Genomic DNA, 23,830 nt, shown 5'->3' on the forward strand with positions numbered 1-23,830 from the left:
ACATAAATTCAGTGGCGATAGCTGCGGGGATCCACCTGTTCCCATGCCGAACACAGCAGTTAAGGCCGCAAACGCCGAAAGTACTTGGGGGGAGGCCCCCTGGGAGGATAGGAAGCCGCTGATTCAGCAAAGAAGCACTTCGATATGAAGTGCTTCTTTTTTTTATATTAAGCAGAGAAGCAGGTTTAAGCAGCGAACCAGGTTTAAAGGACCGAAGGGACGCATAAACCTTCGTGAGTCGCTTACTCCGAAGTGAAACTTCGGAGTGGGTAAGGGAATCTGGAATCAGATAAATCCCGGGCTGGAAGCCGTAAGGTGACTAGCTTAAAGGACTCAGAAATATGGTGTTTTAAACGATGGAAGCCGAAAGCGACGCATAAAATTGACTGAATCGCTTACTCCGAAGCTTGACTTCGGAGTGGGTGGGGGAGTCTCGAAGCAGCTTTTTTTGACGGATGCCGAAGACAACGAGACTGCCGTTGTCAGATCTATGTGTCGCCTTTTAAAATTCCGTACAGCCTCCGTCAGAACTACCAACCATTCCTTAAGATAAAATTACGCAGAATTACAGAATCATTAAGAAACAGATTTTTATACAGATGCCAAGCTACCCTTTTTGTTTGAATCCATTGATGCTGTCATCTCCCATCCTGATGTTTCCGTCCGCGACATAAGAGCTAAACCTGTAAACGCCGAAAGTTTTCGCGTCAATCTTGTCGAAAAATCTATCCGTCACCGTTAAAATGAAAGAAGCACCGGCAAATGCCGGTGCTCTTTTTTTATGCATATTTCCCTCTATTTTAAACGAGACTTCATCGGTATTGATTTTATAATAATAAAGATTCTCAAAAAGTACTATGCAAAATCATGACATCTATAGTATAATATAACCAAATTAAATAGCACTATAGAATTTACTTAATTTTTTATGTATATAGAGGAGGGCTTTGAATAATGAAGAACATTCGTATTGAAGCAGTTGTTGGTCGTGAAATTTTGGACTCTCGCGGTAACCCCACCGTACAGGCTGACGTTATTTTGTCTGACGGCACAGTAGGCCGCAGCGCAGCTCCCAGCGGCGCATCGACAGGCCAGTTTGAAGCTCTTGAACTTCGAGACGGCGATAAGGGCCGTTATGGCGGCAAAGGGGTAACCAAAGCCGTTGAAAACATCAACACGGTATTGCAGGACGTATTGAAAGGACAGGATCCTTTTGATACCTATGGCATTGATAAATTGATGATCGATGCTGACGGCACGCCGGATAAATCCCGTTTAGGTGCCAATGCGATTTTGGCCGTATCCTTGGCTACTGCCAGAGCGGCTGCCGCTTCGTTGGATATCCCCCTGCATCGTTTCTTAGGCGGCGTTAACGGCAATTACCTGCCCGTACCGATGATGAACATCTTAAATGGCGGGGCTCATGCTGCCAACACGGTTGACGTTCAGGAATTTATGATCATGCCGGCCGGCGCTCCTTCCTTCCATGAAGGCCTCCGTTGGTGCGCTGAAGTCTACCATGCACTGGCTGCCCTCTTGAAGAGCAAAGGCCTGGCTACTTCCGTCGGTGACGAGGGCGGTTTTGCTCCGAATCTCGCCAGCGATGAAGAAGCTATTCAGTACATCCTGAAAGCTATCGAAGAAGCCGGCTACAAACCGGGTACGGATTTCGTATTGGCTATTGATGCAGCTGCCAGCGAATGGAAAGGCGAAAAACAGGGCCAGTACCATCTGCCCAAGAGCGGTCAGACCTTCACGACGGATGAGTTAATCGCTCATTGGAAGAAACTGTCCGATGCATATCCGATCTACTCCATCGAAGACGGTCTTGACGAAGAAGATTGGGAAGGCTGGGCTAAACTGACCGAGGCTTTGGGACAGCGCGTGCAGCTCGTCGGTGACGACTTATTCGTTACCAATACGAAACGCCTGGCCAAAGGTATTGCTCAGGGCAGCGGCAACGCTATCCTCATTAAATTGAACCAGATCGGCTCCGTTTCGGAAACGCTGGAAGCCATTAAATTGGCTCACCGTTCCGGTTACCGGGCTATCGTATCCCACCGTTCCGGTGAAACGGAAGATACGTCCATTGCAGACTTGGCCGTCGCTTTGAATACGGCACAGATTAAAACGGGCGCACCGAACCGCAGTGAACGCGTCGCCAAATACAATCGCCTGCTGCAGATCGAAGACGAACTCGGCGGAAAAGGGATTTATCCCGGATTCCAGGCCTTCGGTATTCAGCGCTGATAGTGGTCTTGTCCCCACGTACAAACTTGCTGTAAAATAGGCATAAGAGATTTCCCCAGTGTTGTCAGCCCATATTCTACTTTGGGCGGCACCTGGGGATATTCTTTTCTATAAATGATGCCGTCTGCTTCCATTTCCTTGAGCTGCTGGGATAACATTTTGTGTGTTACCTTTCCCAGGGCTTTTTTTAGTTCGCCATAGCGCAGTACTTCTTTTTTCCACAGCCAAAAGAGGATGTGCATTTTCCATTTTCCGTTGAATAAGGAACAGGCGTAGGCAAAAGGTTCGACATTGACTGCTGCCAATTTTTCGTCCATCGTTATACACTCCTTTCTATTAGAATGATACAAAAAGAGAGTAATGAAGTCAATGCTTCCCTTTGGGATAGTACCTTACTTAATAGTGCATTGTTGATTTTTTGATCTTCGGTCCATATAATAATGAGAGCATCGAGCACGTTGTTTCGTGCATTAGAATAGGAGGAACGAATGATGAAGGTATTAATGGTAAATGGAAGTCCCCATCTCAATGGCTGTACCTGTACGGCGCTGGAGGAAGTCGGCAAAACGCTGAAGGAAAATGGTGTCGACTATGAAATTTTCCAGTTAGGGGCGCGTCCCATGCGTGACTGTATCGGCTGTAATAAGTGTAACGGCCAGGGCTGTATCTTTAAAGATGATAACGACGATGCCGTCAATCGCTTTTTGGAAAAAGCTAAAGATGCCGACGGATTTATCTTTGGCTCTCCTGTCTATTATGCCCATCCGAGTGGTCAGATCTTGTCTTTCTTGAATCGTGTATTTTACTCGTCGGCTGTTGGGGAACTCTATCCGGTCTTTGCCGGCAAACCGGGAGCTGCCATCGTTTCGGCCCGCCGCGGCGGTACGACAGCGGCTGTCGATGTCTTGAACAAATACTTTGGCATTGCCAGCATGCCTGTCGTTCCGTCTACGTATTGGAACATGGTTCACGGCATGACGCCCGATGAAGTTCGCAATGACTTGGAAGGTCTTCAGACCATGCGCAATATCGGCCGCAATATGGCTTGGATGTTGAAGGGCTTTGCCAAACAAGGGGCAGAAAGCACTTTTGCCGACCATATCGAAACAGACCATCGGACCGATTTTAATCATTAAGGCTGACCTTAAGGTGTGATATGACTCGATAAGGGAACCGCGTTAAATCTTTGCATAACAAAACGGTTGCTATCCTAAGGGACGAACTCTTGGACAGCAACCGTTTTGTCATAATACTGATTTAAATTAGACTATTTTTGCACTGCTTTACTAGATTAAAGAAATAAGGTAAAGCTATCGTACAAAAGTCTGACTTACCAGGGGGGGAGATAAGCTAAACTTTATTTATTAAGAAGACTGTGGCTGCGGCTGTAGCCGTAGTAAATGATCAAGCCGAGAACGAGCCAGCCGATGAAGAGCATATGGGTCAGCGGCGACAGTTCATAAATCAGGTAGAAGCAGACGATAACGCCGATGGGAGCAATGATCGGAAGGATCGGGCAGCGGAATTTCCGCGGGATTTCCGGATGGTTGCGGCGCATAGCGACGATACCGATAAAGTTGATCAAGAATACTGCCAGCGTACCGGTGTTGGATAATTCGACGATGTGCATCAAGGGGACGAAGCCGGAGATGATGGCGATGACGATCGAACCAACGATGGTAATCAGGTACGGTGTGTGGTACGTATCATGAATCTTGCAGAGATGCTGCGGCAGGAGGCCGTCGCGGGAGACTGCAAAGAAGATACGGGACTGGCCGAAGAGGTAAACGATAAGGGTCGTAATGATACCGGCTAAGACGCCGATTGCGATGAGGTTGGCAAGATCAGGCCAGCCGAGGAGACGCAGGGCATAAGCAACCGGTTCCGGCGTATCGAGCTGGGTGTAGTTAACGGCAGCTGTCAGAGCCAGGGATACGGCGATGTACAGGGCCATACAAATGGCGATGGAAGAGATAATCCCGATGGGGAGGTCACGAGACGGGTTCTTACATTCTTCAGCCGATGTAGCAACGGCGTCAAAGCCCATGTACGAGAAGAACACGACCGAAAGGCGTAAAGGGTGAGAGATTATCGGGATTAGCATGCGGTGCAGCCGTGACGACGAAGGCGACGATAGCTGCTAAAGCGACGAGAATCAGTGCAAAGTTTAATTTGGCACTTTGTTTGGTGCCGCGAATGAGTACCGCGCAGAGCAAAAGGATGATAATGATGGATGGCAGATTGACGATCCCGCCTTCAGCCGGTGTTTTGAGCAGATAATCGGGGATGACAAATCCCAAGGATGCACTCATGCCCGATAGATAGCCGGAGAACCCGACGGCAACGGCACTGGCGGTAACGGTATATGCCAGAATTAGTGACCAGCCGCATAAGAAGGCCATCCCTTCACCCAAAGAAGCAAAGGTATAGGAATAAACACTGCCTGAAGCAGGGATGAAGGATGAAAATTCACTATACGTTAAGCCTACGAGAATACAGAGGAAACCAGCGATGACAAAGGATAAAGCAACGCCAGGCCCCGCATAGCGAGCTGCGGCAATACCTGTCAAGACAAAGACCCCGGCCCCGATGATGCCGCCAACACCTAAGAAGGTGAGGTCCATGACGCTAAGATTCTTACTTAGCTTTGAGCTACTTGCATCTTCTTGCAATTGGGATACGGACTTCGTTCGAAAAAATGACATACACTCACATCCTTTTTTAATAAAAATAACAAAAACATTTAATAAGATAAAGTTTTAGCTGATTTCATTTTACTATGATTTATAGGTATCGTCAATATAATTTTAACATATGGAATCGTGTATACAATATCCACCTTGCCAGTTGGACGAGAACATCTTATAATATTGATGATGAGAATTTATTTCTTTTGAATAAAACATAGAGGGGGATATAGCAACTATGGGATTTTTTAGTCATTTATTCCACGGAGATAAGGTAGAGGGAACGAAAAAATATGTTGCAATTTCCGGTATGGTCTGCCAAAATTGCGTAAAACACGTGACCGAAGCCCTTAAGGACGTCGATGGCATTGAAAAGGTAAAAGTTGATTTGATGCGAGGTCAGGCGGAACTCATCGTCCGAGATGATGTCAGCGACGATGCGATTTTGAAAACAATTGTTAACGCCGGCTACACGGCAACGGAAGTTTCTTCGATACCAAAATCGAATTAATCAGCAAATATCTTATGCATAAGATTAAAAGTATATAGCGAAATGTAATTAAAATGACGGGCCTTCATGGAAGAAAATTCTTTTTCTATAAAGCTTGTCTTTTTGCCTTTTTGTTGGAAATGCAACCGCTCTTTTGCCGGTCGGCGGGTATACTATAAGCACAGTAAGGATTAACTTACCCGCCCAAGTATTTCGAATCGTAACGATTCGGACAAAGGAGTGATTTGTTATGAAGTATAAAGTAAACGATACCTGTATTGCCTGTGGTCTCTGTGCCGGAACTTGTCCCGAAGTATTCCGCATGAACGATGAAACGGGTATGGCCGAAGCCTATGCTGAAGCTACGGAAGCAACGAATGAATCGGCTCAGGACGCGATGAATTCCTGCCCGGCCGGTGCCATTGAAGAAGCATAACCCGGTTTCAAGATCGATACTCTTTATATACTTTTGGTTTGAAGAGAAGCACTGTCGGAGTTTTCCGGCAGTGCTTTTTTGTAGCCCGGTAATAAGAGGGCAGCGCAGCCCTTTTCGCTTTTTTATAAAGTAGAATATGATATAATATATATATACTTATATATAAGACATGACGTTTCTCTTCTTTGGCGTTTGGAAGGAGGTTTACGATGACAGAGCGACAGGCTTTTTCAGCACAGTTACAATTGCTGCAGCAGGCCGAGCAGCAGGACTTGTCGAATCTTTTTATCCTCCACGGCATCGTCCATTTATATCAAGGCGTCTTTGACTTGGCGATGACGGTCTTTCGCGATGCCTTAAAGCGCGATGGCTTCGGGATGTCTGCCATGGGCTCTCCGAAGGAAGTTATTGCCGAGGCATATGAACAGTACCTCTTTGTCGATGAATCTTTGTGGCTGGCTATGATTCGCGAGCGTTTCGGCAGCGAAGATGCCCTCGATGTCCGGGTACGGCGGATCTTGGATTCCTATGTACCGGCTTTAACGCAGCTGCAGGAAGAACTGTAATCCTTATTGGCGCCTTCAGCAGAAATTTAAAACGAAGGTATTGACGGAAGTTGAAAAAGATGATATCATTACAAAAGTTAGGCGTCCACCAACGCCTGGCTTTTTTAAGTTACAGAAAAATTTCCTTGACTTAGACGTAGCTGTTGTGATACATTATAAAGGCAGTCTTACGTACAACTAGGCTTGTGACTATTTTTAAGAGAGGTGTAAGGAATGCGTACAGCTATCACTTTGGCATGCACAGAATGCAAACAGCGCAACTACCGGACGAACAAAAATAAGAAGAATAATCCGGATCGTTTGGAACTGAAAAAATACTGCCCGTTCTGCAAAAAAGAAACGTTACACAAAGAAACGAAATAATTGATTGAATAAGATTGTGCTAATCTTATTTGGATGTGAGAGGTTATATGGCACTTTCAGCTAAAAAAGCAGCACAAAAGAATAAGAAGAAGAACCCGGGCAAGTCATTTTTATCTGGCGTAAAGGTAGAAATGAAGAAGGTCATCTGGCCGACAAAAAGGGAATTGATTAACTACACGGTTATGGTCATTGTTGCTACCATCGTCGTAATGGTAATCATTGGTGTGGCTGACGGCGCGTTCTCGCAGCTGTTTAAGTTATTCCAGCTTGCTGTCGGATAGGAGGGCTGTGCTTAAATGGAAGCAGATATGAAATGGTATGTCATCCATACGTATTCCGGTTATGAAAATAAAGTACTACAAACGCTGGAACAGAAGGTCAAGTCCATGGGTTTGGAAAACGTCATCAACCGAATCCTCATCCCTATGGAAGACGAAATTGACGTAAAGGACGGGAAAAAGCGGACCGTTAAACGGAAAGTATTCCCCGGCTATGTCCTGATTGAAATGGAAGTCAATGACCGTTCCTGGTATGTCGTCCGCAATACTCCCGGTGTCACCGGTTTTGTCGGATCGGCTACTAAACCTATTCCCTTGGAACCTAAGGAAGTCGAAAGAATCCTGGGCAAACAGGAAGTAGAAAGCAAACCGAAAACGCACATTTCTGTCGAAGTTGGCGAAGAAGTGCGCATTACCGAAGGGCCTTTTGAAAATTGTATCGCCGTTGTCACGGAGGTCAATGAAGAAAAAGGTACCGTTAAAGGCCTCGTAAATATGTTTGGCCGTGAAACTCCAGTAGAAGTCGACTATTCTCAAATCGAGAAGGGTCTGGAATAAATACTTCTAATGCGGCTTTCTGCCGCGAGTGGGAGAATCGTTACGATTCGTTTGACCACATCTTGTAATGTAAGGAGGTGTAACTCACCATGGCAAAAAAAGTAGCAAGAATGGTAAAACTCCAGTGTGAAGCTGGTAAAGCAACTCCGGCGCCTCCGATTGGCCCTGCATTAGGCCAGGCTGGTGTCAACATCATGGCATTCGTAAAGGAATTTAATGAACGTACAGCTAAACAGGCTGGCTTCATCATCCCTGTCGAAATTACCGTCTATGAAGACCGTTCCTTCACTTTCATTACGAAAACCCCGCCTGCTGCCGTCTTATTGAAGAAAGCAGCTGGTCTGGACAAAGCTTCGGGTGAACCGAACAAGAAAAAAGTAGCTAAATTGAGCCGCGACAAAGTCCGCGAAATCGCAACGACTAAGATGCCGGACCTCAACGCTAACGACGTTGAAGCTGCTATGAAAATGATTGAAGGTTCCGCTCGCAGCATGGGTATCGACATCGTCGACTAATCGACTGTCTGCCCGTGGAAGGGGTAACCCGCTAAACCACATAAGGAGGAAGAAACATGGCAAAAGTAGGCAAGAAATATGCCGAAGCTGCAAAACTGTTCGATAAACAGAAACAGTATGATGTTGCAGAAGCAATTGACATCTTGAAAAAGATGGATACGGCTAAATTCGATGAAACCGTTGAATTGGCTGTAAACCTTAACGTAGATCCGAAATACGCCGATCAGCAGGTCCGCGGCGCCTTGGTACTGCCTCACGGCACCGGTAAATCCAAGACGGTCCTCGTATTTGCACAGGGCGATAAAGAAAAAGAAGCTTTAGCTGCCGGCGCTGACTTTGTCGGTGCTGATGATCTTGTAGAAAAGATCCAGGGTGGCTGGCTCGAATTCGATGTAGCAATCGCTACTCCGAATATGATGGGTAAAGTCGGTCGTCTCGGTAAAATCCTCGGTCCTAAAGGCCTCATGCCTAACCCGAAGGTTGGTACTGTTACGATGGACGTTGCAAAAGCTGTTAGCGAAAGCAAAGCTGGTAAAGTTGAATACCGCACGGATAAAGCCGGCAATATTCACTCCTCTATCGGCAAAAAGTCTTTCGATGCAGATAAATTGATTGATAACTTGACGGCTTTGGTTGATACGCTCATCAAAGTTAAACCGTCGGGCGCAAAAGGCCAGTACATCAAATCCATCACGGTTAGCTCCACGATGGGCCCTGGCGTTCACATCAATCAGTTCAGCATTAAAGGTGCTGCCAAGAAAGAAGAAAATTAATATCTCTCTTAGCTGTAGACTGAAGGTATGTATAATGGACACTATGTCCGCCATCTGAGGCTATGAAACTAGCAGATATCTGACTTTGACTAGTTCGGCCTCGTGGTTTGTCCATGAGGCCGTTTTTGATTGCTAAGACGATATAAATCCTAATTCAAGGAGGTGTATCAAACTCATGTCCACATTTGCAAATCATCCGGTTTCCCCGGCAAAAGCCGCGGTTGTCGAAGAAATGAAAGAAAAAATGCAGTCCGCACAGGGCGCTGTTTTCGTTGGTTTCACCGGCCTTACCGTTGCTGATGTCACGAAACTTCGCCGTAAGTTCCGCGAAGGCGGTGTCGACTACAAAGTTATCAAAAATACTTTGACTCGCATTGCTGCAGACGAACTCGGCTACAATGCATTGGATGCAGTTCTTGAAGGCCCGACGGCTATCGCTTATTCTACGGAAGATGCCGTAGCTCCGGCTAAGATCCTGAAAGAATTCATCAAAGAAACAAAGACCGAAGCGCTGTCTGTAAAAGCAGGCATCGTCGACGGCCAGGTAATTGATGCTGCAGCTGTTGATGCTTTGGCAAGCTTGCCGAGCCGCGAAGAACTTCTCGCGAAATTGGTCGGCAGCATGCAGGCACCGATCTCCGGCTTCGTCAACGTACTCCAGGGCAATATTCGCAACATGGTTTATGTGCTTGACGCTGTACGCGCTAAGAAAGCAGAACAAGAAACTGCTTAATTTAGCTTACTATAACTAATAAAAACAAACTTAAAAACTGATACTATGGAGGTATTTCAAAATGACTAAAGAAGAAATCATGCAGGCCATTGAAAACATGACCGTTCTCGAACTTTCCGAACTCGTAAAAGACATGGAAGAAAAATTCGGCGTTTCCGCTGCTGCTCCGGTTGCCGTTGCTGCTGCTCCGGCTGCTGGCGGTGCTGCTGCTGAAGAAAAATCTGAATTCGACGTCATCCTCGCTTCTGCTGGCGACAAAAAAATCGGCGTTATCAAAGTTGTCCGTGAAGTTACGGGCCTCGGCTTGAAAGACGCTAAAGCTCTCGTTGACGGCGCTCCTGCACCGGTCAAAGAAGGCGTTGCTAAAGCTGACGCTGAAGCTCTCAAAGCTCAGCTCGAAGAAGCCGGCGCTACGGTCGAACTCAAATAATTTCATTTTTGAAATTACGATCCCTGCAACCTGTGGTTGCAGGGATTTTTTCGTTTACAATAGGTGTGTTTGATACTACTTTGATACTAACATTTCTAGAAATTGAAATCGAGGTATATTTATTTTCGCTACCTTTGATTTATTGCATAGAAATACGATAAACGCATTTCTGGCGATTTGCGATAGGTATTAGACATGAATGCCCATGAATGATAGACTGATCTTAAGTGGTGATATGATCGCCATGATTGATATGAAAAATCTATCATTGACCAATCAAGTATCCTATTCGATGTAATAGAGGAGGAATCTATCATGAATAAAGCATTAGTCGCCTATTTTAGCGCCAGCGGTGTGACGGCAAAGGTTGCCGTAAAACTTTCTGAAGCGATTGGAGCCGATATTTTTGAAATAAAACCGGAAGTGCCCTATAGCTCAGCGGACCTTAACTGGCAGAATTCAGAAAGCCGCAGTTCCATAGAATCTAAGGATCCAGGAAGCCGTCCGGCTATTGCCGAAAAGGTCGTAAATATGAGTCAGTATGACGTGGTCTTTGTGGGCTTTCCGGTCTGGTGGTATCGGGAACCATCGATTATCGATACTTTTATGGAAAGCTATGATTTTAGTGGTAAAAAGGTCGTTCCTTTTGCTACGTCCGGCATGAGTCCTATTGGAGATTCCGGTAAGAACATGCAGGCCTTAGCATCGGGGGCCTCTGTCGCTGTGGGAAAACGCTTTCCGAACAACGTATCTGCCGGTGAACTGAAGGAATGGGCTGTGAAAAACAGTCAGTAACTAGATTTCGTACTTCTTTTATCCATGAAAGGCGAAGATAATATGAAAACTTTGATTATTTCCGGCCATCCCGATCTCTCGACGTCCGTTGCCAATAAGGTGATTCTGGACGAGCTTGAAAAGGCCCTTCCGGATGCTGAAATCCGCAAGCTGGATCAGCTCTACCCGACAGCGAATATCGATGTAGAAGCGGAACAGAAGTCCTTACTGGCCGCCGACCTCATCGTGTGGCAGTTTCCCTTCTGGTGGTATTCTCTGCCCTGGCTCATGAAGAAGTGGCTCGACGAAGTCTTCCTTCATGGCTTTTCCCATGGCTCTAAGGCGAAACTCGGTGGGAAAAAGCTGCTCGTATCCTTTACGACAGGGGCCCCGGCAGAAGCCTATACCGGCGGCGAAGGCGCCATTGGCGATATCCAAAAGATGCTTGAAATATTTCCGGCAACGGCGAACCTTTGCGGTCTTGATTACCAGGGTGCTCTCTACGTCCATGGTGTCGGCTATACCACTCGCGATGATGAAATGGCTGTTGAGGCTCAGAAACAGGCTGCTCGGGAGTATGCAGAAAAACTCATCGGCCGTATTCAAGAAATTACAGCGTAATTTTTGACGACAGCCCTCGTTGCTGCTCTGTTTTTCTAAAAAGAGGAAAAGAAGTGTCGCCCATAGCGGTGCGGTACTTCTTTTTTTGTGGAAACATACTTTGGTTCTCCGCTTTCCGCCTTGACTTAGAGCGGCCGTTCAATGGTAAAATAAGAACATATGTGAATCGTTTTTTCATCACGGAGGGAGGGTGTGTTGTTATGTTGCATAAGAAGGTACTGAAGATTTCAGCGATCGGTGTCTGCCTGATTGCCATGAATTTGACTGCTTCAGCCGAGGGGCTTTACCTGCCGCAACATGGCCTGATCTTGGAGCGACAGGCTCAGCAGCAATATATTGAAAAGACCGCAGGCGACCTCTTTACCGGCCGCAATCAGAAGCCTTTCGTTTTGCCTGATGGCTGGCAGCGACAGGATGTGACCGTCAGTGGTATCGTCGTCGAGAAGTATACGAATACGAATTCTGATTCCGATAAGGTGCTCTTACAACTCCACGGCGGCGGTTATGTCCTCGGCATGAGTGACGGTCATCGACTCATGGCCCTGAAGCAGGCGGCCTTGATGGATGCTAAAGAGGCTTATTGTGTTAATTATAGGTTAGCGCCGAACTACATCTATCCGGCTGCCCTTGACGATGCCATTGCGGCTTATAACTATCTCCTTGACAGCGGCATTAAGGCTGAAAATATCGTGTTAGTCGGCGATTCGGCCGGCGGAAATCTGGCCGTTGCCCTTGTGCTTTATTTGCGGGACCATCAAAATGCCTTGCCCCGACTGTTAGTCCTACAGTCACCATGGACGGATTTCAGTACGGCTGCGGCTTCGCGGACCTATAATGACCGTAAGGATAAGATTTTAGGCCGTGGGACGCCGCTCAATAAGGCTGTCAAAGAGCCGTCTTATGCCGGGACATTGTCCCTCTCTGACCCGAGGTTATCGCTGATTCATGCCGATTTGAAAGGGCTGCCGCCGATGCTGATTCAGACCGGCGGTCATGAAATATTCCTGACGGAAAATCAGAAGTTTATGGAAAAAGCCGTCGACGACGGCGTTGAAGTGACGATGACCGTCTATCCTGATATGCCCCATGACTTTGCCCTCTGCCTACCGGATCTCGATGCTTCCGTTGCGTCCCTGCAGGAAATCGGAACTTTTGCTAAAAGCCATTTCTAATACGACAAAAGCCCATCTCGCGATGGGCTTTTTGCCTAATTTTTTGGCACTGCATTTTTTATGGCCGTAATATCGAGCAAGGGCCTTGCCAGGGCGGCTGCTAAGATGCTTTTTACGATGTCTAAGGGGATAAAGGGCAGGACGCCACTGGTGATGACAGCACTCCAAGGCATTTCAGTGACGCCGTGGAGCTGCAGGACGCCGCCAAGATAGATGACGGGAATTCCGATGATGATGGCGACGAGGGAATAGCGCTTGAAGTTATATGTTTTCCCTTTTAACATCGACATGAGGTAGACGGCGACGACATAAGCCCAGATATATCCGCCGGTGGGTCCGAACATCTTACCCGGACCGGAGGTGCCGCCGGTGAATACGGGGACGCCGATGAGGCCGATGCCGATATAGGCCAGCATGGTGATGGCAGCGTCTTTTGGCGGTAAGAGGAAGGCCACTAAGTTGACGATCAGCGTCTGCAGGGCCAGGGGCGACTGAGAAAAGGGCAGGGGGATAATCAGATAAGCAGAGATACAGTTCATTGCAATCAACAAGGCGATGTGTGTCAGGCGCATCGTCTTTTCTCGTGACTCGGACATGATAAAAGCACTCCTTACTATAAATACAGGACTCGTTACACAAAGTGTATTATAGCAAACAGTGCCTTTAAGGTCAACTTATTGAATTAAAATCATGGTTTACAATTCGTCTTTCAGTAATTTCCCTAAGCAGGGTTCGACTTGGACGCCTTCACGGGGATCGCTTCCGGCTTTATGGGTATATTCGATGGCATAGCTCAGGAAGTCAGCAGCCCTTTTGATGGCGGCATGGAGCATCGTCCCTTGGAGCAGAGCGCCGGTAAGGACACTGGTAAAGAGGTCACCCGTTCCACAGGTGCTGAAGGGAAGGCGGTGGACCGGATATTCGTCAAAGGAGGCCGTCGTCGTATCGTAACTGACGATTTTGGTGGTATCTAAGTCGCTGGCGACACTGGTGATGACAATCTTTTTGGGGCCCATATCGGAGAGCGTTTTGCACAACTCAAGCATTTCCGTCGTCTTCGGAAGGTCTTCACTGTAGGGAACCCCGGCTAATAAACAGGCTTCCGTATAATTCGGTGTAATTACCGTGGCCTTGGCAATGAGTTTTCGCATTTCCGGAACGATAGCCGGTGTGAAGACCGGGTAGAGATTGCCGTTGTCACCCATGGCCGGGTCAACGACGATGAGACTGTCATCTTTGGCAAAGCGGGAAATGGCATCGGAAACGACTTCGATTTGACCGGCGTCGGCTAAAAATCCGCTGTAAATGGCGTCGTATTCATAGCCTAATTTTTGCCATTTATCCATAAACTCCGTCATATGGGGCGTAAAATCGGAAAATGTGAAATCGCCGTAGGTCAGATTATTGCTGAAAATAGCCGTTGGAAAAGGGCAGACCTGAAATCCCATGGCGGAGATGACCGGAATTGCCGCCGTAAGTGAGCAGCGGCCAAAAGAACATAAATCGTGAATCGCAAGGACGCGTTTGGTTGTCATAGAAAGACCTCCTCTAAGTAAACTGTACTATAATTTTAACCTATATACTGCAAGGTGTAAATAAGACAGATAAAAGGGATTCTGTCCTCTATGCACTGGTATTTTAAAGGGGCGCAGAGGGCTTTTGTGGATTTTCCTGTAAGCTTATTGGCGCGGTTATGATATAATTAAAGGTAATCGAAATTTTCAAACTGTAGGCGAAGTAGGGATAAGGAGTTGATCGTATGGCGCAGGAAAGGAATGTCTTGATGGGACTCAGTGTCAAGGCGATGGTCTTTCACGACGGCAAGCTGCTGCTCTTGCAGAAAAATGATATAGAAGGCCGGCATCCTTGGGAATTTCCCGGAGGAGGACTGCTCTTTCATGAGGATTTTGAAGTCGGGCTCCGGCGGGAAGTTCAGGAAGAAACGGGTCTGTCCATCACCTTGGAAGCGCCGGCCGGTATTTGGAGCTACCAGAAGGCTGACGGGCAATTTTTAAATGGCGTCATTTTTACGGCTATGGCTGATGCGGAGCAGGTTGTCGTATCCGATGAGCATCGGGATTATCGTTGGGTGAAGCCGGAAGAACTTTCGGCCTATCGCCTGCAGGAATCGCTGCAGCAATCATTGAAACAGATGAAACAATTTTCTTATGAGAAAAGTCATGCCTTACTGCGCGGCTTTTTAGACCATATATGATATGAGGTTTTTATGAATAGAGAACAACAACAGCGGGCTCCTTTTGTGGAAGCCCTGGAAAACTATTGTCGGCTGCATATGAAGGCCTATCATACGCCGGGACATAAGTTGGGGCAGGGAATTTCGGACTACCAAGAGAAACTTTTTGGACCGGCCCTTTCAAGAGACCTTGGCGTCATGTATGCCCTCGATGATTTATTTCAGCCGGAAGGGCCGTTGAAAGAGGCGATGGACTTAGCGGCTGATCTTTATGGTGCCGGGAGAACCTTTTTTTCCATCAATGGGACGACGGCTTGCATTGAAGCCATGGTTTTAGCAGTCTGCCGTGACGGCGATGAAATCATTATTCCCCGAGAAGCGCACAAGAGCGTCATCAGCGGCCTCGTCTTGAGCGGTGCTGTGCCGGTCTATATGGAAAGCCTGTTTGATGAAAAGCACCAGGTATCGCTGGGGCCGGATGTATCGTCTTTAGAAAAGGCTGTCAAGGCTCACCCGAGCGCCAAGGCCGTCGTTTTTACCTATCCGACTTACGACGGAATCGCCGGCAATTTGGAGGCCATGGCGGCTTATGCTCACGAGAAAGGTCTCTTTGTCCTTGTCGATGAAGCCCATGGGGCTCACTTGGGCTTTCATCCGGACTTTCCCAAAGAAGCCCTGCAATGCGGTGCCGACTGCGTTGCCCAAAGCACGCACAAGATGGCCGGCTCTTTGACCCAGACATCGATGCTTCATTGTCGACAAGGATTTCCCTTAAGCGATCGCTTGGCGGCGTCTATGTCTGTCGTTCAGTCGACGAGTCCTCATTATTGGTTCTTGGCCTCCCTCGACAGTGCTCGGCAGCAGTTGGCTCTTCATGGGCCGGAGCTGTTGGGACGGGCCTTGGAACTGGCCCGGTATGTGCGTCGGGAAATCAATGCCATCCAAGGGCTGTCGTCCTTTGGACGGGATATCGTAGACGGCTCTATCGTCACCGGTTTTGATGAAACGAAGATCACCATCGATTTTTCCGGCGTCGGCCTCGACGGCATCGAAGCGGAAAAAGAACTGCGAAAGCAGGGCATCGAAGTCGAACTGATTGCAGGCAATCACGTATTGGCCCTGATTACCCTTGGCGATACGATGGAAACGGCCCAAGCCCTGATCGATGCCTGCCGGGCTATTGCCGACGGTCGCCCCCGTTGTCAGTCCGCTCCCAGTGCAGAGCCGCCCCTTCCGATTCCCCAGGTTGCCGCAGCGCCGCGAATGGTTTGGAACGGTCCTGTGGAAGCGATACCCTTTGAGGCTGCCTGTGGGCGTATTGCTGCTGAAACGGTTACTTTTTATCCGCCGGGCATCCCCGTGTTGGCGGCAGGAGAATTTATTACGGAGGCGTGCCAACAGTATATCCGCTATAAGATGGCCCATGGCTATAAACCAAACGGTCCGGCTGACGGGACGCTGCGGACGATACGCGTACAGAAGGAGGATTCCCATGAAGGGTAAATTATTTATTATTGAAGGCGGCGATGGAAGCGGCAAGGCGACGCAGACCAAACTCTTGACGGAACATCTGAAGAAAGACGGCTATCCCGTCATGGCCGTGAGCTATCCCGATTATGACAGCGATTCCAGTGCCCTCGTGAAGATGTATTTGCGCGGCGACTTCGGCCGCGATGCGGACGCCGTCAACCCCTATGCCGCGTCCGCTTTTTTTGCCGTCGACCGCTTTGCATCCTATCAAATGAAATGGAAGGCCTTTTATGATCAGGGCGGTATCGTCATTGCCGACCGTTATACGACGAGCAATATGCTCTATCAAATGATCAAGATCGATGATGCGGCCCGGCGTAAGGCCTACCTTGACTGGCTCGAAGATTTTGAATTCCGTAAGATGGGACTGCCTGAGCCGGATGCTGTATTTCTCCTCGACGTACCTTTAGCGGTAACCCAAGGGCTCATGGCTGACCGCGTCGGAAAAACAGGCGGCGAGACCGGAGATATCCATGAAAAAAACGGGCAGTTTCTGGCCAAATGTCACGCCGCTTATGATGAATTGGCGACTCGCTATGGCTGGGTGAGGATTGCCTGCGCCGAAGGCGGACAACTCCGTCCGATAGAGGAAATTCATGACGATGTATACCGCTGCGTTTTGGACACCGGGATTGCCCTTGTCAAAAAATAGATTCGGTCGGATGGAGACCTGTCAGGCGTTGAAAATACTAGACTTTAGAGGGATTTTTTAATATAATAAGTTATTAAGGTATTTCTTAATAGGGAGGTGAAAATGATGGATGAGACCTTGTTTGATACGATCATCGGCCATGGCCGGTTGAAGCGAAAATTGGCTCGTCTCATCGATGAAGACCGCCTCCCTCATGCCATGATTTTCGCCGGCCCTGCCGGTATCGGCAAGACTCTGATGGCCATTGCCGTCGCCTCCGCCTTGGCCGGCCGTCCCGTCTTTCGCGATTTGGCACCGGCAGGCGATGAAGCCCTTATTGCCGACGGCGATGACGTTTTTTATTTGGCTCCTATGGGTGCCATGTTGAAGGTCGATCAATTTCGCCAGCTTCAGGCGAAACTGGCCCTCCAAGGCGAACGAGGTCGGCGCCGGATTTGCATTATCGACCACGTAGAGACGATGAATGTGGAATTTGCCAACCGCATGCTGAAGACCTTGGAAGAGCCGCCGTCCGGTGTCTGTTTCATTCTGGTGACGGATCAGCCTGATTTGCTGTTGCCGACGATTCTGTCGCGCTGCGTTACCCTTACCTTCGATCCCGTCGGTGACGATGAAATGAGGGAAGGGCTGCAGCGTCTTCATCGGGGCGGCGGTAATTTGGACGACGCCATCCTGTGGGGCGGCGGTATTGTCCGCACCGTTCTTCGTTATCTCGACGGGCATGGAACGGAGAAAGCACACTTTGCTGTGGACTTCTTAACGATTATGGCCAAACATGCCTGTCCTTATTCGAAATGGCTTGTCGTATCGGCTAATTTGACCGATAGTGATACGACGGAAATCTTAGGCTGGATTAGTCTGTTGCTGCGGGACATGGCCGTTCTCCGCAGCGGAGCCGGCCGGGAATATGTCCGTTTAAAAGGTTATATCTCCGATATGACCGAATTACTGCCGTACTGGACGGATGATGCCGTCTTTGCCGTGTCGTCAGTGCTTCATGAGGCGCTGGAAGCGGTGACGCGCCATGTCAATGTCCGCTTAGTTTGGGACTATGTCAGTCTCCAGACGATACGGCTCAAAGGAGGATTTTAAGTGATCGTTGTAGGTGTGCGTTTTAAACCTGCTGGAAAGATATATTATTTTGATCCCGATAAGATTGAGCTCGCCTTGGATGATGGAGTCATCGTAGAAACGGCGCGGGGCATGGAATTCGGCAATGTCGTCATTCCGCCGCGGGACGTCGAGGATTCGGAAGTCGTCCAGCCGCTCAAACCGATTATCCGCAAGGCTACGGCCAAGGATTTGCGCCAAGTTGAGCGAAATAAAGAACGGGAGAAGAAAGCCTTCGGCATCTGCCTGACCAAGATTGCCAAGCATAAACTGCCGATGAAGCTCATCGATGTCGACTATACCTTCGACATGGGGAAGATCATATTCTTCTTTACGGCCGACGGCCGTATCGACTTCCGCGAACTCGTCCGCGATTTGGCTTCCGTCTTTCGGACTCGTATCGAACTGCGTCAGATCGGCCTTCGCGATGAAGCTAAGATGATCGGCGGCATCGGCTACTGCGGCCGCCCCTTGTGCTGCGCGACCTTCCTGGGCGACTTTAAGCCCGTGTCGATCCGCATGGCCAAGGGGCAGGGCATGTCCTTGAACCCGACGAAAATTTCGGGTATCTGCGGCCGCCTCATGTGCTGCCTGCGCTATGAAAACCAGCTCTATACATCGGGCGAGCTGAAATGCTGCAACTGCCAGCAGAAAGGCTGTGAGCAGCAGAAACCGCCGGCTGTGGGAAAACGGGTCATGACTGATGAAGGCGTCGGCACGGTCCTGCGGGTTCATATGAAAGATAAGACTGTCAAAGTACAGCTCGAATCGGGCCATAATATCAATGTATCCTGGTCTGATGTAGGGGAAGTGGATCATGAAAATTGAGCTTGGTCCCCATGAACGGCTGGATGATCTGGTCCTCGACGGGATGAAGGTCATTCAGCGGGACGATCAGTTCTGTTTTTCTATAGACACTGTTTTATTAGCTCACTTTGGCGCCGTTCCTCGGGGACCGGCCCTCGATTTGGGGACGGGCACGGCGGCCATTCCCTTGATTTTGACGGCTCGCGGGGCAGGGAATTTGACGGGGGTCGAATTTAACCCCGTCATGGCCGATATCGCCGGCCGCAATGTGGTCTTAAACGGCCGGGACGACCGCATCCGCATCGTACAAGGCGATTATCGCCGAATTCGGGAATGGTCGCCGTCAGGTGCCTTTTCAGCCGTCTATGCCAATCCGCCTTACCGGGAAAAAAGCCGCGGGGCTTACAGTGACGTCGACGGCATCCGGAGGGCATGCCATGAAGAAACAGCCTCCTTAGACGACGTCCTCGATGCGGCGAAATACGCCTTGAAGTATCACGGCCGTTTTCGCATGGTTCATATTACCGAACGGATGGCGGATATTTTAGAAGCCCTGCGGGCCCGCGATATTGAACCAAAGGTTTTGCAGTTGATTCATGGTCGCCCCGATAAAGAAGCGAAGCTTTTCCTCGTCGAAGGCATTCACGGAGGCGGGAAGGGCCTGTCTGTCCTGCCGCCGCTCATCGTCCATAAGGCCGATGGAAGTTATAGTGACGCTGTGGATCGCTTATATGGAAGATAAGGCGGTGTCCTTTAAAGCCGTCTTTTTTCTGTGAAAGGAGTATTATGCCGGAAGTTTTTCAAAAGGGGACGCTCTATCTCTGCCCGACGCCAATCGGAAATTTAGAGGACATTACGTACCGCACGGTACGCTGCCTGCGAGAAGCTGACCTCATTGCCGCTGAAGATACGCGTCATACGAAACAGCTGCTCATGGCTTATGATATCGATACGCCCCTTACGAGCTATCACGAACATAATAAAGCCGAAAAAGGGCCGCAGCTTATCGAGAAATTGAAAGACGGCCTGATGATTGCTCTGGTCAGTGATGCCGGCATGCCGGCTATTTGCGACCCCGGCAGTGACATGGTCCGTTTGGCCTTGGAAGCCGATATTTCCATCGTGCCTCTTCCGGGGGCCAATGCCGGCCTTACGGGACTCATCGCTTCCGGTATGGATACGACGAGGTTCACCTTTGTCGGTTTTTTGCCGAAAACCCAGAAACATCGCCTGCCGGCAATCCAGTCCGTGGAAGCCTATGAGGGGACGCTTATTTTCTATGAAGCCCCTCACCGCATTCGGCAGGTATTGGGTGAAATGCAGGAAGTCCTGGGCGACCGAAAGGCCGTCCTCTGCCGGGAGCTGACCAAGCGGTATGAACAGTATCTCCATGGACATCTCAGCGACCTTCAAGCCGCCCTTTCCGAGCAGGGAACGCGCGGTGAATTCGTCATCCTTGTCGAAGGGATGACAAAAACGGCCGAAGAGGCCAACACTGAAAATGTTGATTATGCAGCCCTGGTCCGGGAACTGATGGAACAGGGCGTTGATAAGAAAGAGGCTGTCCGGACTGTCGCCAGACGGTGCGGCGTGCCCAAACGTAGTGTATACCAGGCTGCGCTTAGTTTATAACACCGGCTCATTTGTCGGTATAGGAGGGAAAATCCCATGTCTGAAAAAAGAAAGTATTATATCACCACACCGATTTACTATCCAAGCGCCAAACTTCACATTGGGCACACGTACTGCACGACGATTGCCGACTCGCTGGCTCGGTTCCACCGCCTGCGCGGCGATGACGTCTTTTTCCTGACCGGTTCTGACGAACATGGCCAGAAGATTCAGCGGGCCGCTGAAGAAAAAGGCGTGAAGCCCATCGAATACGTCGATGAAATCGTATCGCTCTTCCAAGAGTTGTGGAAAAAACTGAATATCTCCAATGATGACTTTATCCGCACGACGGAAAAACGCCATGAAAAAGTCGTTCAGGCCTTGATGCAGAAATCCTACGATAATGGCGATATCTATAAAGGCGAATATAAGGGCTGGTACTGTACGCCCTGTGAAACCTTCTGGCCGGAAAATAAGCTGCCCGAAGGCAAACACATCTGCCCCGACTGCGGCCGGCCGTTGGAACTCGTCTCGGAAGAAGCCTATTTCTTAAAGATGAATAAATACGCCGATAAGTGGCTGAAATTTATTGACGAAAACCCTGATTTCATCCAGCCGGAATCGCGACGCAACGAAATGATTTCCTTCGTTAAAAGCGGGCTCGAAGACCTCTGTGTTTCCCGTACGTCCTTCGACTGGGGCATCAAAGTACCTTGGGATACGAAGCACGTCGTCTACGTCTGGTTCGACGCCTTGGTCAACTACGTAACGGCTGCAGGCTACCTCGACGATCCTGAAAAGTTCAAAAAATTCTGGCCGGCTGACCTCCATCTGGTCGGTAAGGAAATCGTTCGCTTCCACAGCATCATCTGGCCGATCATGCTCATGAGCTGCGGCCTGCCGATTCCCAAAAAGGTCTTCGGTCACGGCTGGCTCATCGTCGATGGGACGAAGATGAGTAAATCCTTGGGAAATGTCGTCGATCCAATTCCTTTGATCGACCGCTACGGCGCCGATGCACTTCGGTATTACTTACTGAAAGAAATCCGCCTCGGCCAAGATGGTAACTTCTCCTTGCCGTCCTTTATCAACCGCATCAATTCCGACCTTGCCAACGACTTAGGCAACCTCTTGCAGCGTACCCTGGCCATGGTCGAAAAATACGAAGGCGGCGTCGTCGCCGGTCCGACGGTGAAAGAACCCGTTGACGATGATTTAGCAGTCTGCGCCGTTGAAACGGCAAAGCAGTTTGAAACCTTTATGGACGACATGAAGATCAACGATGCCATTAACGACGTATGGACGCTTATTCGCCGCAGCAATAAATATATCGACGAAACGACGCCGTGGGTCCTCGCTAAGGATGAAGCGAAGGCTCAGCGCCTGCAGACGGTCCTGTACAATTTGATCGAAGCACAGCGTATCATCGCGGCCTTGGTCAGTCCCTTCATTCCCGTCAGCGCTGCCGATATGTGGCATCAGTTGGGTCTTGGTGATTTTTCCAAGGCAAACCTTCAGGATGCCCAGCAGTGGGGCCTCTATCCGGCTGATACGAAGGTTGAAAAAGGGCAGGCTCTCTTCCCGCGTTACGACTTAGACGAAGAGATTGCTGAAGCTAAAACCGACAAGAAGGAAGAATCAGCTCCGGTCTGCCCGGCAGCTCAGGAACCGGTAAAACCGGAAATCACCATCGATGACTTCGGTAAAGTCGACCTTCGCGTCGGCAAAATCGTAGCCTGTGAAAAAGTTCCTAAAGCGAAAAAACTGCTGAAACTGCAAGTCGACCTCGGTGTGGAAACGCGCCAGATCGTCAGCGGCATTTCCCTGTACTATAAACCGGAAGACCTTATCGGTCACTGCGTCATCGTCGTCACCAACTTGAAGCCGGTCAAACTCTGCGGTGTTGAATCGAAGGGGATGCTCCTGGCTGCCTCCGACGGCAACGATAATCTGCAGGTAGCCTTTGTCGACGGCATGGCTCCCGGCAGCCGCGTACGGTAATGCTTTTCGATACACACTGCCATCTCAATGACAGTGCTTACGATACAGAGCGCCGGGAAATTCTTTCTCGGGCGGCCGCGGCCGGCGTCGGCTTGATGCTCTGTCCGGCGACGGATATGGCGACGTCTCGCGCCTGCATCGACTTGGCCAATTCTTGTGACGGAGTCTATGCCGCCGTCGGCATTCACCCGGAACTGGCGGCTACGGTAACGCCGGAAGATGCAGAGAGACTTCGTCAATGGGTGCGCGGTGAGAAAAAGGTCGTCGCTATCGGCGAAGTGGGCTTGGACTACCATTGGCCGGAGCCGGAGCGTTCCGTTCAGCAGGCCGTGTTCATCGACATGGTGAGGCTCGCCGTCGAGCTCGACGTGCCGATTATTATCCATGACCGCGAGGCACACGGCGATACGTTGGATATCCTTCGCCAGTACGGCAAGGGCATCCGCGGCGTCTTCCATTGTTACTCCGGAAGCCTTGAAATGACGGCTGAACTGCTTCGTATGGGCTTTTACTTTGGTTTTGACGGCCCCTTGACCTATCCGAATTCTAAGCGGGCCAGACGCGTCGCTGAAAACCTGCCCTTAGAGAGAATCCTCATCGAAACGGACAGCCCGTACCTGACGCCTCAGGCCCATCGCGGCCAGCGCAATGAACCGGCCTATGTCCGCTATGTGGCAGAAGAACTGGCGGCCCTTCGCCATATAAGTGTGGAAGAAGCGGCTCGTATTACTTCGGAAAATGGTCGGCGGCTGTTTAATATTTAAATAGTATAAACTGTGGACGCGGGGCGGATATCATCGTTGATTTCCCGTCCTGCGTCTTTTTATTTTACGGAATATGAGAAAGGAGCTGTCGCTTATGGAAAGAGGAAAGAGACCAAAAATCGAATTGAGTGTTACGGGAAAATTAGGGCCTATGGGCTGTCATCGCGGCCATCATATTGGCGAAACCTTTGATTATGACACCGAACGGGGAAAAATCTGCCCCATGGCCATGCACTGTGCCTTTCCCTATATCGATATTCTGCGCTATGGCGGGACACTTCCGGGACAGCCTGAAGGAGAAGCGGAATTCTGCTGCTCTGATGCCGACGTGGCCCTGGTGTTTAAGGCTAAGGTCGTCGAGTAAGGGAGAAAATTTTTATGGTTAATTGCAATACCAATTAGGACACTCGAGACAATTCGGCCTGAAATTTAGATTCAGCATCTTCGTAAGCAAAGATTTTTCGAGGCAGTTCATTGATCCAGCGTTCAATCATCGCAATGGTTTGAGAAGACAC

At 49.3% G+C, this 23,830-nt stretch carries 30 protein-coding genes, 1 rRNA gene and 1 pseudogene; 26 read left to right on the top strand and 6 right to left on the bottom strand.

The features are described from left to right. Positions 1–7 precede the first annotated feature (7 nt). Positions 8–124, top strand: a 5S ribosomal RNA gene (rrf, locus tag UCI88_RS04730). An 830-nt stretch (positions 125–954) separates the two neighbouring features. After that, complete coding sequence (eno, locus tag UCI88_RS04735) at positions 955–2,250, top strand: phosphopyruvate hydratase (RefSeq protein ID WP_256180393.1); 1,296 nt, start codon at positions 955–957, stop codon at positions 2,248–2,250. Here eno and UCI88_RS04740 read toward each other — a convergent pair. Continuing rightward, the gene (locus UCI88_RS04740; RefSeq protein WP_044505038.1) at positions 2,241–2,567 is read right to left on the bottom strand and encodes a winged helix-turn-helix transcriptional regulator; all 327 of its coding nucleotides are present in this window, start codon (positions 2,565–2,567) and stop codon (positions 2,241–2,243) included. The two genes, eno and UCI88_RS04740, sit on opposite strands and share 10 nt — an antisense overlap. A gap of 171 nt (positions 2,568–2,738) precedes the next feature. On the opposite strand from UCI88_RS04740, the gene UCI88_RS04745 reads away from it, so the two are divergent. Next, a complete protein-coding gene (locus UCI88_RS04745; RefSeq protein WP_230198114.1) occupies positions 2,739–3,386 on the top strand; it encodes a flavodoxin family protein in 648 nt (215 codons plus the stop codon). 221 nt (positions 3,387–3,607) lie between these two features. Here UCI88_RS04745 and UCI88_RS04750 read toward each other — a convergent pair whose 3' ends face one another. Both UCI88_RS04750 and UCI88_RS04755 read right to left on the bottom strand, forming a co-directional pair. Next, complete coding sequence (locus UCI88_RS04750) at positions 3,608–4,312, bottom strand: APC family permease (protein WP_330024073.1); 705 nt, start codon at positions 4,310–4,312, stop codon at positions 3,608–3,610. Beyond that, a complete protein-coding gene (locus UCI88_RS04755; RefSeq protein ID WP_330024074.1) occupies positions 4,287–4,874 on the bottom strand; it encodes an APC family permease in 588 nt (195 codons plus the stop codon). Before UCI88_RS04755 ends, UCI88_RS04750 begins: the two co-directional genes overlap by 26 nt. Before the next feature lie 301 nt (positions 4,875–5,175). Between UCI88_RS04755 and UCI88_RS04760 the strand changes: the two genes are divergently transcribed. From UCI88_RS04760 to UCI88_RS04820, 13 genes are all read left to right on the top strand, one after another. After that, positions 5,176–5,448, top strand: a complete 273-nt coding sequence (locus UCI88_RS04760; RefSeq protein ID WP_256180392.1) for a heavy-metal-associated domain-containing protein — start codon at positions 5,176–5,178, stop codon at positions 5,446–5,448. Positions 5,449–5,677: 229 nt separating this feature from the next. Then, positions 5,678–5,863 carry a ferredoxin gene (locus UCI88_RS04765; protein ID WP_044505044.1) on the top strand — a complete coding sequence of 62 codons (186 nt, stop codon included), beginning with the start codon at positions 5,678–5,680 and terminating at the stop codon, positions 5,861–5,863. A 209-nt stretch (positions 5,864–6,072) separates the two neighbouring features. Beyond that, positions 6,073–6,429: an HI0074 family nucleotidyltransferase substrate-binding subunit gene (locus tag UCI88_RS04770; RefSeq protein ID WP_044505045.1), complete on the top strand. Its 357-nt coding sequence runs from the start codon at positions 6,073–6,075 to the stop codon at positions 6,427–6,429. A gap of 213 nt (positions 6,430–6,642) precedes the next feature. Continuing rightward, a complete protein-coding gene (rpmG, locus tag UCI88_RS04775; RefSeq protein WP_014015374.1) occupies positions 6,643–6,792 on the top strand; it encodes a 50S ribosomal protein L33 in 150 nt (49 codons plus the stop codon). A 47-nt stretch (positions 6,793–6,839) separates the two neighbouring features. After that, a complete protein-coding gene (gene secE, locus UCI88_RS04780; protein ID WP_044505048.1) occupies positions 6,840–7,073 on the top strand; it encodes a preprotein translocase subunit SecE in 234 nt (77 codons plus the stop codon). 15 nt (positions 7,074–7,088) lie between these two features. Further along, positions 7,089–7,628: a transcription termination/antitermination protein NusG gene (nusG, locus tag UCI88_RS04785; RefSeq protein WP_065359595.1), complete on the top strand. Its 540-nt coding sequence runs from the start codon at positions 7,089–7,091 to the stop codon at positions 7,626–7,628. 89 nt (positions 7,629–7,717) lie between these two features. Continuing rightward, entirely contained in the window at positions 7,718–8,143 is a 426-nt protein-coding gene (gene rplK, locus UCI88_RS04790) for a 50S ribosomal protein L11 (protein ID WP_044505050.1), read from the top strand. A gap of 56 nt (positions 8,144–8,199) precedes the next feature. Further along, entirely contained in the window at positions 8,200–8,916 is a 717-nt protein-coding gene (gene rplA / locus UCI88_RS04795) for a 50S ribosomal protein L1 (protein ID WP_044505051.1), read from the top strand. Positions 8,917–9,091: 175 nt separating this feature from the next. Next, on the top strand, positions 9,092–9,649 hold the full coding sequence (rplJ, locus tag UCI88_RS04800) for a 50S ribosomal protein L10 (protein ID WP_044505053.1): 558 nt from the start codon (positions 9,092–9,094) through the stop codon (positions 9,647–9,649). A gap of 61 nt (positions 9,650–9,710) precedes the next feature. Further along, a complete protein-coding gene (gene rplL, locus UCI88_RS04805) occupies positions 9,711–10,079 on the top strand; it encodes a 50S ribosomal protein L7/L12 (RefSeq protein ID WP_044505054.1) in 369 nt (122 codons plus the stop codon). A gap of 315 nt (positions 10,080–10,394) precedes the next feature. Then, entirely contained in the window at positions 10,395–10,874 is a 480-nt protein-coding gene (locus UCI88_RS04810) for a flavodoxin (protein WP_256180391.1), read from the top strand. Positions 10,875–10,916: 42 nt separating this feature from the next. After that, positions 10,917–11,474, top strand: a complete 558-nt coding sequence (locus tag UCI88_RS04815) for an NAD(P)H-dependent oxidoreductase (protein WP_256180390.1) — start codon at positions 10,917–10,919, stop codon at positions 11,472–11,474. Positions 11,475–11,674: 200 nt separating this feature from the next. Then, on the top strand, positions 11,675–12,646 hold the full coding sequence (locus UCI88_RS04820) for an alpha/beta hydrolase (protein ID WP_256180389.1): 972 nt from the start codon (positions 11,675–11,677) through the stop codon (positions 12,644–12,646). Between the two features lie 35 nt (positions 12,647–12,681). On the opposite strand, the gene UCI88_RS04825 is transcribed toward UCI88_RS04820, so the two are convergent. Beyond that, positions 12,682–13,242, bottom strand: a complete 561-nt coding sequence (locus tag UCI88_RS04825; protein WP_044505222.1) for a biotin transporter BioY — start codon at positions 13,240–13,242, stop codon at positions 12,682–12,684. 99 nt (positions 13,243–13,341) lie between these two features. Further along, complete coding sequence (locus UCI88_RS04830; protein WP_044505221.1) at positions 13,342–14,181, bottom strand: pyridoxamine kinase; 840 nt, start codon at positions 14,179–14,181, stop codon at positions 13,342–13,344. A 224-nt stretch (positions 14,182–14,405) separates the two neighbouring features. Here UCI88_RS04830 and UCI88_RS04835 point away from each other — a divergent pair, with 224 nt between their 5' ends. The 10 genes from UCI88_RS04835 (at position 14,406) to UCI88_RS04880 (ending at position 23,679) form a co-directional block, all read left to right on the top strand. Then, complete coding sequence (locus UCI88_RS04835; RefSeq protein ID WP_225068691.1) at positions 14,406–14,861, top strand: NUDIX hydrolase; 456 nt, start codon at positions 14,406–14,408, stop codon at positions 14,859–14,861. A 12-nt stretch (positions 14,862–14,873) separates the two neighbouring features. Next, on the top strand, positions 14,874–16,343 hold the full coding sequence (locus tag UCI88_RS04840) for an aminotransferase class I/II-fold pyridoxal phosphate-dependent enzyme (protein ID WP_044505245.1): 1,470 nt from the start codon (positions 14,874–14,876) through the stop codon (positions 16,341–16,343). Beyond that, a complete protein-coding gene (locus UCI88_RS04845) occupies positions 16,333–17,022 on the top strand; it encodes a dTMP kinase (RefSeq protein WP_256180388.1) in 690 nt (229 codons plus the stop codon). Before UCI88_RS04840 ends, UCI88_RS04845 begins: the two co-directional genes overlap by 11 nt. Positions 17,023–17,124: 102 nt before the next feature. After that, positions 17,125–18,114, top strand: a complete 990-nt coding sequence (locus tag UCI88_RS04850; RefSeq protein ID WP_256180387.1) for a DNA polymerase III subunit — start codon at positions 17,125–17,127, stop codon at positions 18,112–18,114. Beyond that, positions 18,115–18,960, top strand: a complete 846-nt coding sequence (locus UCI88_RS04855) for a PSP1 domain-containing protein (RefSeq protein ID WP_256180386.1) — start codon at positions 18,115–18,117, stop codon at positions 18,958–18,960. Further along, on the top strand, positions 18,950–19,681 hold the full coding sequence (locus UCI88_RS04860) for a tRNA1(Val) (adenine(37)-N6)-methyltransferase (protein WP_256180385.1): 732 nt from the start codon (positions 18,950–18,952) through the stop codon (positions 19,679–19,681). Before UCI88_RS04855 ends, UCI88_RS04860 begins: the two co-directional genes overlap by 11 nt. A 44-nt stretch (positions 19,682–19,725) precedes the next feature. Beyond that, positions 19,726–20,571 (top strand): 16S rRNA (cytidine(1402)-2'-O)-methyltransferase, encoded by an 846-nt coding sequence (gene rsmI, locus UCI88_RS04865; protein ID WP_256180384.1) that lies wholly within the window; start codon positions 19,726–19,728, stop codon positions 20,569–20,571. A 36-nt stretch (positions 20,572–20,607) separates the two neighbouring features. Beyond that, positions 20,608–22,551: a methionine--tRNA ligase gene (gene metG, locus UCI88_RS04870; protein WP_256180383.1), complete on the top strand. Its 1,944-nt coding sequence runs from the start codon at positions 20,608–20,610 to the stop codon at positions 22,549–22,551. After that, positions 22,551–23,315, top strand: coding sequence for a TatD family hydrolase (locus tag UCI88_RS04875; RefSeq protein ID WP_256180382.1), 765 nt, complete (start codon positions 22,551–22,553; stop codon positions 23,313–23,315). Before metG ends, UCI88_RS04875 begins: the two co-directional genes overlap by 1 nt. A gap of 94 nt (positions 23,316–23,409) precedes the next feature. After that, a complete protein-coding gene (locus UCI88_RS04880) occupies positions 23,410–23,679 on the top strand; it encodes a TIGR04076 family protein (protein WP_256180381.1) in 270 nt (89 codons plus the stop codon). 34 nt (positions 23,680–23,713) lie between these two features. Here UCI88_RS04880 and UCI88_RS11475 read toward each other — a convergent pair. Next, positions 23,714–23,830: pseudogene (locus UCI88_RS11475) on the bottom strand (IS30 family transposase); the annotation flags it as partial.

The organism is Megasphaera massiliensis (genome assembly GCF_036305205.1).
In the GTDB taxonomy this organism is placed as follows: Bacteria; Bacillota; Negativicutes; order Veillonellales; family Megasphaeraceae; genus Megasphaera; species Megasphaera massiliensis.